Origin of the sequence: Aliiroseovarius pelagivivens (assembly GCF_900302485.1) — a bacterium.
Taxonomy (GTDB): domain Bacteria; phylum Pseudomonadota; class Alphaproteobacteria; order Rhodobacterales; family Rhodobacteraceae; genus Aliiroseovarius; species Aliiroseovarius pelagivivens.
The window spans coordinates 2443862-2458961 of record NZ_OMOI01000001.1; the positions used below are offsets into that span (position 1 = coordinate 2443862).

14 protein-coding genes are annotated in these 15100 nt (G+C 60.8%); 6 read left to right on the top strand and 8 right to left on the bottom strand.

The features are described 5' to 3' along the window. Positions 1–3 precede the first annotated feature (3 nt). A complete protein-coding gene (locus ALP8811_RS11820) occupies positions 4–357 on the bottom strand; it encodes a diacylglycerol kinase (RefSeq protein WP_245924629.1) in 354 nt (117 codons plus the stop codon). Then, on the bottom strand, positions 351–737 hold the full coding sequence (locus tag ALP8811_RS11825; RefSeq protein ID WP_370738896.1) for a YigZ family protein: 387 nt from the start codon (positions 735–737) through the stop codon (positions 351–353). The genes ALP8811_RS11820 and ALP8811_RS11825 overlap by 7 nt, the downstream gene beginning before the upstream one ends. 77 nt (positions 738–814) lie before the next feature. On the opposite strand from ALP8811_RS11825, the gene ALP8811_RS11830 reads away from it, so the two are divergent. After that, positions 815–1066, top strand: a complete 252-nt coding sequence (locus ALP8811_RS11830; protein ID WP_108857298.1) for a DUF8831 family protein — start codon at positions 815–817, stop codon at positions 1064–1066. Here the strand turns inward: ALP8811_RS11830 and glpK are convergent. Further along, positions 1053–2519: a glycerol kinase GlpK gene (gene glpK, locus ALP8811_RS11835; protein WP_108857299.1), complete on the bottom strand. Its 1467-nt coding sequence runs from the start codon at positions 2517–2519 to the stop codon at positions 1053–1055. The two genes, ALP8811_RS11830 and glpK, sit on opposite strands and share 14 nt — an antisense overlap. Before the next feature lie 96 nt (positions 2520–2615). Between glpK and ALP8811_RS11840 the strand changes: the two genes are divergently transcribed. Together ALP8811_RS11840 and ALP8811_RS11845 are read left to right on the top strand one after the other, a co-directional pair. Beyond that, positions 2616–4022 carry an FAD-binding oxidoreductase gene (locus tag ALP8811_RS11840; RefSeq protein ID WP_108857300.1) on the top strand — a complete coding sequence of 469 codons (1407 nt, stop codon included), beginning with the start codon at positions 2616–2618 and terminating at the stop codon, positions 4020–4022. A gap of 110 nt (positions 4023–4132) precedes the next feature. Then, positions 4133–4957, top strand: coding sequence for an alpha/beta hydrolase (locus ALP8811_RS11845; protein WP_108857301.1), 825 nt, complete (start codon positions 4133–4135; stop codon positions 4955–4957). A gap of 34 nt (positions 4958–4991) precedes the next feature. Here the strand turns inward: ALP8811_RS11845 and ALP8811_RS11850 are convergent, their stop codons facing one another. The 3 genes from ALP8811_RS11850 to ALP8811_RS11860 form a co-directional block, all read right to left on the bottom strand. Beyond that, positions 4992–6362: a glutamate--cysteine ligase gene (locus tag ALP8811_RS11850; RefSeq protein WP_108857302.1), complete on the bottom strand. Its 1371-nt coding sequence runs from the start codon at positions 6360–6362 to the stop codon at positions 4992–4994. A gap of 63 nt (positions 6363–6425) precedes the next feature. Then, positions 6426–6932, bottom strand: a complete 507-nt coding sequence (locus ALP8811_RS11855) for a hypothetical protein (protein ID WP_108857303.1) — start codon at positions 6930–6932, stop codon at positions 6426–6428. Next, complete coding sequence (locus ALP8811_RS11860; RefSeq protein WP_108857304.1) at positions 6929–7654, bottom strand: 16S rRNA (uracil(1498)-N(3))-methyltransferase; 726 nt, start codon at positions 7652–7654, stop codon at positions 6929–6931. Before ALP8811_RS11860 ends, ALP8811_RS11855 begins: the two co-directional genes overlap by 4 nt. Before the next feature lie 11 nt (positions 7655–7665). Here ALP8811_RS11860 and ubiA point away from each other — a divergent pair, with 11 nt between their 5' ends. The 3 genes from ubiA (at position 7666) to ALP8811_RS11875 (ending at position 11330) form a co-directional block, all read left to right on the top strand. Continuing rightward, the gene (ubiA, locus tag ALP8811_RS11865) at positions 7666–8634 is read left to right on the top strand and encodes a 4-hydroxybenzoate octaprenyltransferase (RefSeq protein ID WP_108857305.1); all 969 of its coding nucleotides are present in this window, start codon (positions 7666–7668) and stop codon (positions 8632–8634) included. Positions 8635–8698: 64 nt separating this feature from the next. Next, positions 8699–10981: an OmpA family protein gene (locus tag ALP8811_RS11870; protein ID WP_108857306.1), complete on the top strand. Its 2283-nt coding sequence runs from the start codon at positions 8699–8701 to the stop codon at positions 10979–10981. 22 nt (positions 10982–11003) lie between these two features. Further along, positions 11004–11330, top strand: a complete 327-nt coding sequence (locus ALP8811_RS11875; RefSeq protein ID WP_108857307.1) for a hypothetical protein — start codon at positions 11004–11006, stop codon at positions 11328–11330. 2 nt (positions 11331–11332) lie between these two features. On the opposite strand, the gene ALP8811_RS11880 is transcribed toward ALP8811_RS11875, so the two are convergent. Together ALP8811_RS11880 and ALP8811_RS11885 are read right to left on the bottom strand one after the other, a co-directional pair. Further along, positions 11333–13375, bottom strand: a complete 2043-nt coding sequence (locus ALP8811_RS11880; protein WP_108857308.1) for an NADH:flavin oxidoreductase — start codon at positions 13373–13375, stop codon at positions 11333–11335. Between the two features lie 99 nt (positions 13376–13474). Continuing rightward, complete coding sequence (locus ALP8811_RS11885; RefSeq protein WP_108857309.1) at positions 13475–15034, bottom strand: trimethylamine methyltransferase family protein; 1560 nt, start codon at positions 15032–15034, stop codon at positions 13475–13477. Positions 15035–15100: the final 66 nt, after the last annotated feature.

Here is a 15100-nt window from a genome sequence, read left to right on the forward strand (position 1 = left end):
TGATCACCCCAACAAGATCACCAGCCACGCAACTCCACACGCAATCGCCGTCAGCCCGACAAAGGCGCTGCCTGTGTCCTTGGCTTCGCGCGCAAGGTCATGTTCTTCTCGGGTGACCAGATCCACGGTGCGTTCGATTGCCGTGTTGATCAGCTCGGACGCAACGACCAGCAAGCTGAGTGCCAGCAACAGCGCGGTTTCTCCGCGGCTCAGATCCAACCACAGCGCCGTGGAACACGAGATCAGGCAGACGACCGTCCATTGCCGCAACGACGCTTCTGTCCGCCATGCGGCGCGCCATCCGGCCCAGGACCACACGCACGTCATCCAGAAACGATGCAGATGCTTCTTCAGCATGTGTCGCCCTCAAGCGTCGCGTTTTCGAGGTAGTGATGCACTGAGTCCTGCACCCGGCGAAACCGATCGCCGCCCAGCTTGGTGCCTCCAAACCAGCGGGTTACCACGATGATGTGTCCCGTAACGCCTTCACGTTCCAGCATCCGCAAAATGACCATTCCCGCGCCGGCCTCGCCATCGTCGCCCTTCACACCGCCCTCTTCTGGCAGGATCGCCGCCCAAGTGTTGTGCGTGGCCTTGGCATAGCGTTTGTCGCGGGTCAGGGTCTTCAGAAATGCTTTCACATCGGCGCGGCTGTTCACCGGCCCGCCCGAGACCGCATATTTCGATCCCCGGTCCGTCAGAAACCCGCTGAATTGCTGCATATCTGTCTTGCCCATGAGAATTGTATAGCCGCCGATCTATCGCTTCACCAGATCACTCTGGTCTTTGCCGCCCAAGCGATTACAGTTGAATCATGTTTACCATCGAACACGAATTTGACTCGACCGTCGTCACTCTGGTGGACGAGGGCGATGATGCCGACGGCCCCCATCTGAACGAGGACGTGACCATCAACGCCTTTGCCGATTGCGTCACGCTGGAACAATGGGATCCGCGGACCGATCAGGTGCACAAGATCACCCTGTCCCCGGCACAGTTGCGCGACCTGACCGCAGCCCTAAACTTGCCCGAAGGGATCTATCGTTCGGAGATCAAGGGCGACTAAGGGTCCGCGCCACCGCGTCTTTCCACCCCGCATAGCGGCGGGTGCGGGTGTCGCTGTCCATCTGCGGCGCAAAACTGCGCTCTAGCGCCCAAGTGGCGGCGAACCCGGCCTGATCGGGATAGATTCCAGCCTTCATGCCCGCCAGCCAAGCAGCGCCCAGCGCTGTAGTTTCCAAAACCGTTGGACGGTCCACATCGGCACCGTTGATGTCGGCCAGAAACTGCATCGCCCAGTCGGACGCCGCCATGCCACCATCCACGCGCAGCACCGTTTCGCTGGCATTGCCCATGTCGGCCTGCATCGCCTCGAGCAGATCTCGGGTCTGGAAACCTACGGCCTCCAGCGCGGCACGGGCGAACTCTTTCGGGCCGGACCCTCGGGTCAGGCCAAAGACCGCGCCCCGGCATTCCGCATCCCAATAAGGCGCGCCCATGCCGGTGAAGGCTGGCACCAGAATGACCTCTTGCTCGGGATCAGCTGCATCAGCCAGCGCGGTGGTTTCAGCCGCATCGTCGATGATGCCCAGCCCGTCGCGCAGCCACTGCACCGCGGCACCCGCGATGAAGATCGAACCTTCCAGCGCATAGGTGGGCTTGCCGTCCAACTGATATGCAATCGTGGTCAGCAGACGGTTTTTCGACACGACTGGCACATTGCCCGTATTGAGCAGCGCAAAACACCCGGTGCCATAGGTTGATTTCAGCATCCCCGGCTGGAAACACGCTTGCCCGATGGTCGCCGCCTGCTGATCGCCCGCCACACCCAAAATAGGCACCGGCGCACCCAAAAGGTCGGTCACGCCGAAGTGAGACGCGCAATCGCGCACCTCGGGCAGCATGCTCATCGGGATGTTCAACAGCGCGCAGATATCCGCGTCCCACGCCCCCCGTTTGATGTCATAAAGCATCGTCCGCGCGGCATTGGTGGCGTCGGTCACATGTGACGCGCCGTCCGTCAGCCGCCAGATCAGGAAGGTATCCACCGTCCCGAACGCCAGCTCTCCGGCCTCAGCCTTGGCTCGCGCGCCGTCCACATTGTCCAAGATCCACGCCAGCTTCGTGGCCGAGAAATACGGGTCCAGCAACAGCCCCGTGCGGTCCGTCACCATCGCTTCGTGCCCATCCGCCTTCAGATCAGCGCAGGTCTGAGCGGTCCGGCGGTCCTGCCAGACAATCGCATTGTAGATCGGAGCCCCGGTCACACGGTCCCAGACCAGCGTGGTCTCGCGCTGGTTGGTGATGCCGATGGCCGTGACCTCTTGCCCTTCGGCGGCTTCCAGACAGGTCGCACACACGGTCTCCCAGATTTCTTCCGGGTCATGCTCGACCCAGCCCGAGGCCGGGAAATGCTGGGTGAATTCCTTTTGCGCCACAGAACTTGGCCGCATATCCCCATCAAACAAGATCGCCCGGGACGAAGTTGTGCCCTGATCAATGGCAAGGATATGGGTCATGGGGGCTCTCCTTCTTGGCATCGCGCGCAGTTCTTTCTAGAAGTTATCGCTAGCACCTTGCCAAATCCAAGTCACGCACATCCCGAAGGACCCGATATGGACATTCTAGACGCCCTGCGCAGCATCACCGGCCCGGACCATGTTTTGACCGGACCCGATATGGCAGGGTTCGCCACGGACTGGGTTGGAAAGTACCAAAACACGCCCCTGGCGGCCGTGCGTCCCGGATCAGTCGAGGACGTCTCGCAGATCATGAAACTGGCAAATGACACGCAAACGCCCGTCGTGCCGGTCTCAGGCCACACCGGACTTGCAGGTGGCGCCCACGCACCCGAAGGCAGCCTGATGCTGTCGCTGTCACGGCTGAACACGATCCGCGAAATCAAGCCAGACGCCCGCCTTGCCATCGTCGACGGCGGCGTGGTTCTGGAAGCCCTGCACAACGCGGTGGCCGAGCATGGTTTACGTTTCCCGATGACCTTCGGCGCGCAGGGGTCGTGCCAGATCGCCGGGATGCTGGCCACGAATGCGGGCGGGTCGAACGTTCTGAAATTCGGCAACACCCGCGCGCTGTGCATCGGGATCGAGGCCGTCTTGCCCGATGGCCGCGTGTTGGACCTGATGAGCCAACTGCACAAAGACAACTCCGGCTATGACCTGCGCGATCTGCTGATTGGCTCGGAAGGCACGTTGGGTGTGATTACCGGCGCGGTGCTGAAGCTGGTCCCTGCCCCCGCCGCGCGTGCGACGGCAATGCTGGCGCTGGACAATCTGACCGATGCGCTGTCCGTTCTAAACCGCCTGCAAGAGGCCACCGGCGGCACGGTTGAGGCATTCGAATACATGCCCGCGCGTTACCTGACTGCGGTGCACACCCACTTCCCTGACCTGAAGCCCGTTTTCGACGCCGACCACCCGGTAACAGTGCTGGCCGAGATCGCTTCGACCGCGCCAACAGATGCCCAGCCCGACCCGGATGGCAGCCTGCCGCTGGTCAGCACGTTCGAGGCGCTGCTGGCCGACGCGATCGAAGCGGGGCAAATCCAAGATGCAATCATCGCCCAGAACGACACCCAGCGCAGCCAGATTTGGGCCCGCCGCGAAGCCGCCGCCGAGGTCTGCCTTGCCCGCAGCCCGTTGGTGAACAACGACATCGCCCTGCCGCTGGATCAGGTCGACCCCTTCCTGACCCGCATGACAGATGAGCTCGCCGCTCTGGATCCGAAGGCCGATGTGTTGGAGGTCGCGCATCTGGGCGACGGCAATATTCATTATACGGTTTTCCCGAGCGACCCTGCGCTTTGTGACCCGATCATGGAACGGGTCGAAGACGTGGTGCGCGAGATGGGCGGCAGCTTCTCGGCCGAGCACGGGATTGGCCTAACTAAGCTGCCCTCGATGCAGCGCCGCAAGGATCCCGTTGCGTTGGAGGTGATGGGCCAGATCAAGAATGCGCTAGATCCGAAGGGGATCATGAACCCGGGGAAAGTGTTGCCAACGTGAGCTACCACTCATTCCTCGAATAGTCTGCGTCGCGCCCATACTGACCACGGCACTTTCAGCTTTTGACCTGCGTCATTACCCCTTCTGACAGACCCTGATAGCATGCCGGAATGAAGCTTAATCAATATATCTGTGCCATTTTCATGGCAATCTCTGGCTATGCGCATGCGGAAAATACACCGTATTCGGTTGAGAAAGACATTCGCTTTGGCAATCTCCCGCAGCACGTTTTGGATATCTACTGGCCGGAAGCGGTGAAGTCGGGCACAGCTGTGCTAATCTTCTTCTACGGAGGTGGTTTTTCGCACGGGGACAAGTCGCAAATCCGGCGGATTGGGGAAAGCTTCTCGAAAGCCGGGATCATCGTCGTCGCACCCAACTATCGGCTCCACCCGGAAGCCTCTTTCCCGGACTTCGTAAAGGACGCGGCCTTGGCTGTATCCTATGTCTGGCAGAACCTTCGCGACGAGGCCACGCTTCCTCGACCGATTTACATCGGAGGATGGTCGGCAGGTGCCTATATTGCTGCCTTGATTTCATACGATGGGCGCTATCTGGAGGAGGTAGACACACCAGCCAACGCGATCGCAGGCTTTATTGGCCTGGCGGGCCCCTATGAAGGTGGTCTCTGCGCTGGGGAAACATGTCCGCACACATTCCCCGAAAGTACCGCGCCGGATTGGCCCGTTGCTCGTTTCGTCGACACCACCGAACCGCCCATGCTTTTGGTAAGAGGAACCCATGATCTTTTCGTGGAGAAAAGCAATCTAGAGGATCTCGCGGCGTCGGGAAATTCGGCCGGAATCGCAGTCACGACACTGGTTATCGAAGACGCATTTCATGACGATGTACTGTCCGAAATCGAACAGCCCGGCACATCGGTTCGTGAAGCCGTCGATGTCTTCTTGGGAAGCGCACTTGTTGGCGAGGAGTAACCGACCAGCGACCGTTTACTCCGGCAACCGGACCTTAGTAGCTATACTCGTCGTAAATCCGGCTTAGATCGCCATCCCATTCGCCGTGATACTTGCCTAGCAACTCACAGGCAGGCGAGCGGCCTTCTTCGACGCTTTCTTGCAGCGCGTTCAGGAAGTGGGTCTCGTCCGGCACCATGCCACCGCTGCCGACACGGGCGCGGGCTTTCAGACCGCCTTCAGCAATCTTCACAACATCGCGTGCCAAGTCGATCATCCGGATGCCATTCACTTCGGCCTGCAACCCTTCGACGGATGCGGCAACGCGCAGCGCCTCGCGGGTTTCTGCGTCCCAGCCTTTGGCCAGATCCCACGCCGCATCAAGGCTGCTCTGGTCATACATCAGGCCGACCCACAGGGCGGGCAGAGCGCAGAGGCGACGCCACGGGCCACCATCGGCGCCGCGCATCTCCATGTACTGTTTGATCCGCGCCTCGGGGAAAATCGTCGTCAGGTGATCGGCCCAGTCGCTTAGCGTCGGGGTTTCACCGGGCAGCGCGGGCAGTTTGCCTTGCATGAAGTCGCGGAAGGACTGGCCCAGCGCGTCGATATATTGCCCGTCGCGATAGACGAAATACATTGGCACATCGAGCGCATAGTCGACATAGCGCTCAAACCCCATGCCGTCTTCGAACACAAACGGCAGCATGCCGGTACGCGCGCCATCCAGATCGCGCCAGATGCGCGAACGCCACGATTTGTGACCGTTGGGCTTGCCCTCGAAGAAGGGCGAATTTGCAAACAGCGCGGTCGCAACGGGCTGCAGCGCCAGCGCAACGCGGAACTTCTGAACCATGTCGGCCTCGGACGCGAAATCGAGGTTCACCTGCACGGTGCAGGTCCGGTACATCATCTGTTTTCCGTGGGTGCCGACCTTGTCCATATAGTCGGTCATCAGCTTGTAACGCCCCTTGGGCATCACCGGCATTTGTTCGTGGGTCCACTCGGGCGCAGCACCCAGACCGATGAAGCGCGCGCCAATCTCGTCGGCGATCTCGTGCACTTCGCGCAGGTGTTCGTTCACCTCGTCACAGGTCTGGTGGATGTTGTCCAAGGGCGCGCCGGACAGTTCGAACTGTCCGCCCGGTTCCAGCGAGATATTCGCCCCGTCGCGTTCCAACCCGATCAGATTGCCCGCCTCGCGGACCTCGGACCAGTTGTACCGGTCGCGCAACCCTTCAAGCATTTTCAGGATCGAGCGGTCACCGTCATAGGGCAGCGGCTTCAGCGTATCTTTACAATAGCCGAACTTCTCGTGCTCGGTGCCGATTTTCCATGTGTCACGCGGCTTGCAGCCGTCTTCCAGCAATTGCGCCAGCTGATCGTGATGGGTGATTGGACCACCACCGGACTGAGGAATGGACATGTTCGGCTCCTGTAGAAAACGCCCTTATGGGGGCTCCAGTCGTGGGGCAACGCGCGCCCGGTGTCAATGCAGCTTTACGACGGCACGACCCCAGATCACGACAGTGTCAGCGGGCGGCGTGTTGACCGCGCGTATTGCGGCGGCGATATCCGCGCCAGACAATGCGGTGAGCGCATCAAATATTGCTTCAGCGCCTTCGGCACGCGCAGGGACCACCAGCACGTTGCCGGGTTGATGAAACCGCCAAACGGACAGCCCCGCGCGGTCTTTTGCGATTTCGATCAAACGCAGATCATCAAGCGAAGCGAAACCTCCCCCTACCGGTGCCAGATAGGTCACTTGGCGTTCGTCAATCTGCACCACACCAACGCCACCATGAGCCGAGCGGATCCGCGCACGGCGCAAGCCGGACCACAGAATCACCGCACCGAAGCCCGCCAAGGCCAGCCCCATCCACGTGATCAGCCCAAGCGACCCCCATGCCCACCAGAGACCCAGCAGGATGATGCCAGCCCCCACAAGGGCTTCTCGGTAACGGATCAGTTCGGCCCGCAGCTCTGGCCGGATCATCCCCAATCCCCCAGCACTTGTTGCCACATGGTCATGGCGGCGACGGCGGCAGTATCCGCGCGCAGGATGCGCGGGCCGAGGCTGACGGGGTGGGCGTTGTCCATCGCATGAAGCCGTGCGCGTTCGCGGTCAGAAAAGCCGCCTTCGGGACCAATGAAGATCGCCCAGCGGTGACCGCTTGCAGCGGTGAGCGTCTCGGCGGCACCCACCAAGGCCTCGTCGCAGAACATGATTTGGCGGTCGTCGGGCCATGCATCCAGCAGCTTATCCATGCGCATCAGGTCGACGACCTCGGGCACATAGGTGCCGCCGCATTGCTCGGCGGCCTCGATGGCGTGGGCCTGCAGGCGGTCGCGGCGGATCCGTTCAGAGTTGGTGAACTCGGTCGACATGGGCTGGATCAGGGCAGCACCCATCTCGGCTGCCTTCTCGACGATGAAGTCGGTGCGCGCCTTCTTGATCGGTGCAAAGCACAGCCACAGATCGGGCGGCATATGCAGCGGGCGCGACTGCTCAAGGCACTCCAAGACACCCTTGCGTTTTCCGGCCTCAATCACACGGGCAGGAAACTCGCCCTCGCGGCCATTAAACAGCGCCACAACATCGCCCACGCCCAGCCGCATCACCCCAAAAAGATAGTGCGCCTGATCGCGATCCAGCGAAACGGTTTGCCCCTGACCCAAGGGGTGATCTACATAGAGCCGAACTTTTGCCTGTTTCATGAGGGAAATCTATGACCCCCAACGCCGATTTGCCAGACCCCAAGGGGCAGGTTTCTGATGCCTATACGGGCAATTGGGTAGATCATCGTGCGCCAGCGTGGTCGCGGCCCTATCTGCGGCTCAGCCGTGCGGATCGCCCGATTGGCACGTGGCTGCTGTTGATCCCTTGCTGGTGGAGTCTACTTCTGGCCACCGCAAGCACTGGGCGGTTTGGTTGGTTTGATGCATGGATCATGCTGGGCTGCGCCATCGGATCGTTCCTGATGCGCGGCGCAGGCTGCACGTGGAATGACATCACGGACCGCGATTTCGACGGCAAAGTCGAGCGTACCAAATCCCGCCCGATCCCATCGGGACAAGTGACAGTCAAACAGGCGCTGATTTGGATGGGGCTACAGGCGCTGATTTCCTTTGGCATCCTTCTGACATTCAACTGGGCCACGATTCTTCTGGGCATCGCTGCCCTTCTGCCCGTGGCGGTCTATCCCTTTGCCAAACGCTTTACGTGGTGGCCGCAGGTTTTCCTTGGCATCGCCTTCAATTGGGGCGCTCTGGTGGGGTGGGTTGCACACACCGGATCGCTTAGCATGGCCCCCATCACGCTGTATGCTGCCGGGATCGCGTGGACCCTGTTTTACGACACGATCTATGCCTATCAGGACACCGAAGATGACGCGCTGATCGGCGTGAAATCCACCGCCCGCCTGTTCGGAGAGAACAGCCGCACGTGGCTGCGGATGTTTCTGATCGCCACCGTGACACTCACCGCACTTGCCGTCATTCTAGCCTTGGTGCCCAGCGCACATGTGCTGACACTGGTCATCGCTCTTGGGGGCGCATGGTTCATGGGATGGCATCTGGTGTGGCAGCTGCGCAAACTGGACACAGACAGCCCGGAAATCTGCCTGAATCTGTTCAGATCCAACCGCGATGCGGGACTTATTCTTGTGCTGTTTCTCGCCGCAAGCCTAATCGTTTGATTGCACCCTGCCCCAACACCCCATAATAAGCTTAAAACCAAAGAGATAACGGACCCACATTCGTATGCGCCCTTCGCAAATTCTTCTGGTCCCGGCCTCGCTTGTGGTCGGCGCTTTTCTGGCCCTGTTTGCGGCCATCCTTTCGGTCAACGCCATCGAAAGCTACTCGGAAGATGCGGTGCATGACGCCCTGACGCTGCGCGGCCATGAATGGGCCGAAGTTCAGTCCGACGGCTTGCAGGTCGTACTTTCGGGCAGCGCACCCAGCGAAGCCATGCGCTTTCGCGCGCTTTCCATCGCCGGAGGCGAGGTCGACGCGGCCCGAGTCATCGACAATATGACCATTCCCGCAGCCGAGATCGTGAAGCCGCCTCGGTTCTCGATCGAAGTTCTGCGCAACAATTCCGGGATCTCGATGATCGGCCTGATCCCAACGCAATCGGACCGTGAAAGTCTGGTTGACGAAGTGGGGGATATCGCCGGAAAAGCCGAGGTCACCGACCTTCTGGAAGTGGCTGATTACCCCATCCCTGCGAATTGGGACACCACCTTAGAGTTCGCTCTGTATGCGCTGAAACAGCTTCCGCGCTCGAAGATATCGATGGATGCGAACAAAGTATCGATCACTGCTGTGGCCGATAGTGCGGAAGAACAACAAGATTGGGCGCGCCGCCTGAAGCGCAAGGCCCCGCGTTCGATCCTTCTGTCCATCGACATTTCCGCTCCGCGCCCGGTGATCACGCCGTTCACGCTGCGCTTCCTGATCGACGAAAACGGGCCGCGATTTGATGCGTGTTCGGCCCATAACGCTATCGGGCGCGCGAAAATCATTTCAGCCGCGACCGAAGCCGGGCTTGAAGGCGTGACCAACTGCATCATCGGCTTGGGCGTGCCATCGCCCGATTGGGCGGAAGCCGTCGAGATGGGTATTAACGCCGTGTCGGTGCTTGGCGGTGGGTCGGTCACCTTCTCGGACGCAGATGTCACTTTGGTCGCGCTGGATACTACACCGCAGGCCGAATTCGACGTCATCGTGGGCGAGCTTGAAAGCAACCTGCCCGACCTCTATTCGCTGCACTCGGTCCTGCCGGAACCTGTTAAGATCGACGGCACTGGCGAAGGCGAGGCCACACCCGAGTTCGTCGCGACCCTCAGCCCCGAAGGTCAGGTACAGCTCCGCGGCCGCCTGTCGGACGAAGCCCTGCGCAGCGCGGCCGAAAGCTTTGCCCGCGCCAAGTTCGGGTCCAGCGCCGTCTATCCGGCAACCCGCCTTGATCCTGATCTACCCAGCAATTGGCCGACGCGCGTTCTGGCTGGCCTTGAGGCCCTGTCGCTGGTCCACAGCGGCGTGATCGTCGTTCAGCCCGACATCGTGGACATTCGCGGGCGTACCGGAGATCCGGAAGTTGGCTCTGAAATTTCGCGCCTACTGGGCGAAAAGCTTGGGGCCTCGGAAAACTTTCAGGTCAATGTCACCTACGAAGAAAGCCTGAACCCGACCCTGAACCTGCCCAGCCCGGAAGAATGTGCGGCAGATATCAACGCAGTTCTGGCTGAGACGAAAATCACCTTCGCCCCCAGCTCGGCCAACATCGAAGCCTCTGCGGCCGATACCGTTGATAAGATTGCCGAGATCATGCGCGAGTGCTCGGATGTACGGATGGAAATTGCGGGCTTCACCGACAGTCAGGGCCGCGAGGAAATGAACCTTGCCCTGTCGCAGAACCGCGCTCAGGCCGTCCTGTCAGCTCTTCTGTCACGCAGGATCCTGACTTCGAACCTGTCCGCCGTCGGCTATGGCGAGGAAAACCCCATCGCCGACAATGGAACCGAGGAAGGCCGCGAAGCAAACCGCCGGATCGAATTCCGCCTGCTTGGTGGGGTTTCGCAGGACAGCGATGAAGATGCGAACGAAGCCGACGTCGCATCGGATGCGGGAGCGGAAGCCACCGACCCTGAGGCGACGGACGCAGAAGAAACCCCGGCCCCCACTGCCGACACCCCGGCCGAGGACACAGACGTTGACGCATCTGCCGAAGTAGAGGCATCTCCGGAAACCGAGGATGCAGTTACTGAAGAGGCACCCGAGGAAACCCCCAACGCGCCCGACGCAGTGCCCAACTCTGATGCCGAAGACCTGCCCGCGACCGAGCCATCCGCAACGGACACCGACCCAACCGAGAGCGTCGCAACTGATGCAATCGCGCCCGAAGTCACTGCAGGTGACGCACCAGACACGACCGCCACAGAATCAAGTGAAGACCCCGCCGATCCCCCCTATAGTGGTCCCGCGATCTTTGCCCCCGACGCAGACGACGTTCGCCCGGCCCCGCGCCCGGAACGTTGATTGACACTGAAGGACAGCCCCGATGAACAGAACCGAGTTTATCATCGTCACCGCCATCATTCTTTTCGTGGCCTTCGTGCTGGGCTGGTTTGCCCACTGGCTGATCCATCGCTTCGTGCAGGTTCAAGGCAGCGAAATGAGCGAGCTGGACAAGATGGCACAGGCCTTGCATGACGCGGAAGAAACCCGCGACGAAGCAATCGCCTATTTGCAGTCGCGCGAGGCCGAGATGGCAAACCAGCTGTACCAGACCGAGGCCGAACTGCGTGCCGCAATGGACGGCCTGCGCGATGCCCGCCACGAAGCGGAAGAGCTGCGCGCATATATCGAACGCACGCAGCAGGCATAAGCTTACAGGTCTTTCACCAACCTCAGCGCGTCATAGATGGCAGCATGCGTGTTGCGTGCTGTCACGGCGTCGCCAATGCGGAACAGTTGGAACTGCCCGTCAGGGTTTGTACGGATGGTCTGCGGGCGCCCCTCGATCAGCGCATTGTGGTCCACTTCGCCCCGGTTTGATGACTGCTCTTTCAGGTCGAAATACAGATCATCCATCGGCATCGTGCCGTAGTTCACCACCACCTGATCATAGGTCGCCTCGCGGGTGAACTCGGAATAATCGGTACCCAGCGTGACCCTCAGGCGATTGCCGTCGCGCTGAATGCCTTTCAGGCGCTCGGTCACGGTGAACCGCACCCCTTTGGGCTGCAGCGACCGCATATAGGGCACAAGGTTCATTGCCATGATATCCGGGGCGAATACGCGATCAGGTGTCATCACCTCGACCTTCGCACCGGCCTCAGAAGCGATCTCGGCGGCCTGCAGCGCCGGGTGGTCGCCGCTTTCGTCATAGATCAGCACATCACCCGCGCATTTCACGTCGCCCGCGATCACGTCCCACGCGCTGACGGCCAAATCCTGCGCGCCCTTGGTCTCGAACAGTTCAAGGTTCGGCAGGCCGCCGGTGGCAACGATCACCACATCGGGGTTCAGGGCGGTCACGTCATGGGTCTCGGCCCATGTGTTGAAATGGAAGGTGACATCGCGGGCCGCACATTGCGCCATGCGCCAATCGACAATGCCGATCATCTCGCGCCGACGCGGCGTCTGAGAGGTCAGACGCACCTGCCCGCCGGGATCAGGCTGCGCTTCAAAGACGGTCACGTCGTGTCCACGCTCGGCGGCTACCCGCGCGGCCTCAAGCCCCGCAGGCCCAGCGCCCACGACCACCACCTTGCGGGGGGTGTCTGCAGGGGCAATCTCGTGCGGCATGGTCAGCTCGCGCCCGGTGGCAGCATTATGTACGCAGAGTGCATCGCCCGCCTGATAGATCCGATCCAGGCAGTAGGTGGCACCAACACAGGGGCGAATGTCTTCTTCGCGCCCCTCGATGATCTTCTTCACGATATGCGGATCGGCCATGTGCGCGCGCGTCATGCCCACCATATCCAACTGCCCAGACGACACCGCGTGGCGCGCGGTTGCGACATCCGGAATGCGGGCCGCGTGGAAGGTGGGCATACCGATTTCCTTGCGGACCCGGCCTGCGAAATCCAAATGCGGCGAGGCCGGCGCGCCCTGAATGGGGATCATATCCGTCATCGCGGGGTCGGTATGAATGCGGCCCCGGTTGATGTTCAGGTAATCCACCTGCCCGCAGTCGCGCAGCATCCGCGCGATCTCCAGCCCCATATCTGGATCAATGCCGCCGGTCTCGACCTCGTCCGGTGCAAACCGAACCCCCACGATGAACTCACGTCCCACGCGTGCGCGCACGGCTTCAATGATATCCATCGTCAGCTTCATCCGCCCGGCAAGATCGCCGCCATAGGGGCCTTCCAATCGGTTGGTCAGGGGCGAGATGAACTGGTCCAACAGGTGCCCGTGGGTCATCACCTCGACCCCGTCCATGCCGCCCTCTTTCATCCGCTCGGCTGCGTCAGCGAAGTCGGAAATGATCCGCGAAATATCCCAATCCTCGGCCATTTTAGGGAAGGCCCGGTGGGCAGGCTCACGATGCGGAGTCGAGCACACAGGCGGCATCCAATCGCCCTTGTTCCACCCCGTACGCCGCCCCAGATGGGTCAGCTGGATCATGCAGGCCGCGCCATGTTCGTGCACCGCATCCGTCAGGTTTCTGATCCACGGAATAACCTCGTCCTTATAGGCAAGGATGTTGTTGAAGACGGGCGGACTGTCTTTCGACACCGCCGCTGATCCCGCCGTCATGGTCATCGCCACACCCGCCTTGGCGCGCTCAGCGTGATACGCAGCATATCGCTCTTTCGGCATCCCATCCTCGGGATAGGCCGGTTCATGGCTTGTCGTCATGATCCGGTTTCTCAGGGTCAGATGCCCCAACTGATATGGCTGCAAAAGTGGATCGTTCGACATCATCCATCCTTTTCGACTTGGGGCTTTCCCGCCCGTATTTTCTTACCACAAATATCCTGGGGGAGCGTCACAGACGCGGGGGCAAAGCCCCCTCCACCCTCAATACCAGGCGTCATCCATCGAGGCTTTCTTGCGCGCAACAAAATCCTTCAACGCCTCATCTGTTGCCGGATCCATCCCCGGCGCCTCATACGCCGCAAGTTGGGCCTTCCAGCGGGTGTTGGCACGGGTTGCCATGTCGATCTCGCCCTGTTCGTCCCATGTCTCCCACGGCTGGTTGTCGTCCAGCGCGCTGTCGTAATAGGCCGTTTTATAGTGCCGCAAAGTATGGGCGGTCGCGAACAGGTGCTCACCCGGTCCTTTTTCGGCCAACGCGTCAAAACCCAACGTATCCTCGGTCACCACGACCCCATCGTAATAGGAATGCAGCGCGCCACACAGGTCCAGATCCAGCATGAACTTCTCATAGGACATGGACAGAAGCCCATCCAAGAAGCCCGCCGAGTGCAGCAGATAATTCGCCCCGCACTGCACCGCCGACATCATCGACATCATCGCCTGCTGCATCGCCTGAGCATCGGGAAGCTTCGAGGTCGAGAAGTTGCCCGCACAGCGCAGGGGAAGGTTCAAGCGGCGCGCCAACTGGCCATAGACCAGACTGCCCACCGCAGGCTCCGCCGTCCCAAATGTCGGTGAACCCGAGCGCAGCGACATCGAGCTAAGGAAGCTGGCAAGCACCACCGGCGCACCGGGACGTTCCAGCTGCGCCACCGCGCAGGACACCATGCTTTCCGCCAGACATTGCGCGATGGACCCAGCCATCGTCAGAGGCGACACCGCCCCGCCCAGCAAGAACGGCAAATGAATCGAGCCCTGCCCCGCCTTGGCATACTCGCGAATGCCCTGCGTCGTGATCCCGTCCATAACCAAGGGGCTGGTGGTGTTAAAGTTCCCCATGATGACGCAGTTCTGGTCGACAAAATCCGCGCCGAACAGCACGCGGCACATCTCGACACTATCGGCGGCGCGTTCTGGCGCAGTGACCGAGCCAAGAAACGGCCGGTCGGAATAGCGCATGTGGGCATAGACCATATCAAGATGGCGTTTGTTCACCGGCACATCGGTCGGTTCGCAAACCGTTCCGCCGGAATGGTGCAGCCACGGGCTCATCTGGCCCAGCTTCACAAAGTTTTGGAAGTCCTCAAGCGTGCCATAGCGGCGACCCTTGTCCAGATCCATCACGAAAGGGCTTCCATACGAGGGCGCGAAGATCACATTGTCCCCGCCGACCTCGACATTGTTGGCCGGGTTGCGGGCGTGCTGAGTGAAGACCGCCGGTGCTGTCTTCAGGATCTCGCGGATCATACCGGGCGCGAACTTGGTGTTCCACCGCGTGTCGTCCAGCTGCGTGACCTCGCCGCCAGCCTTGCGGAACATCTCGACCGTGTCGGAATCATCGCGAAACTCGATACCAATCTCGGCCATGATGCGGTCGGCTGTTGCCTCGATCTGCTGCAACGCGTCTTCACCAAGAATGTCGTAGGTAGGGATGCCGCGCTTGATATAGGGACGCTCCAGATGCGGGTTCTGCCCCGGCGCACCATCGCGTGCCTCCCGTTTACCACGGCTGCGCCGCCGTCCTGTGCTTGGTTCGCTCATCACGTCCTCCCTTGTCATGAGTCGCATAGTTGACACAGGTGACATCTGATTTGACACATGTGTCAA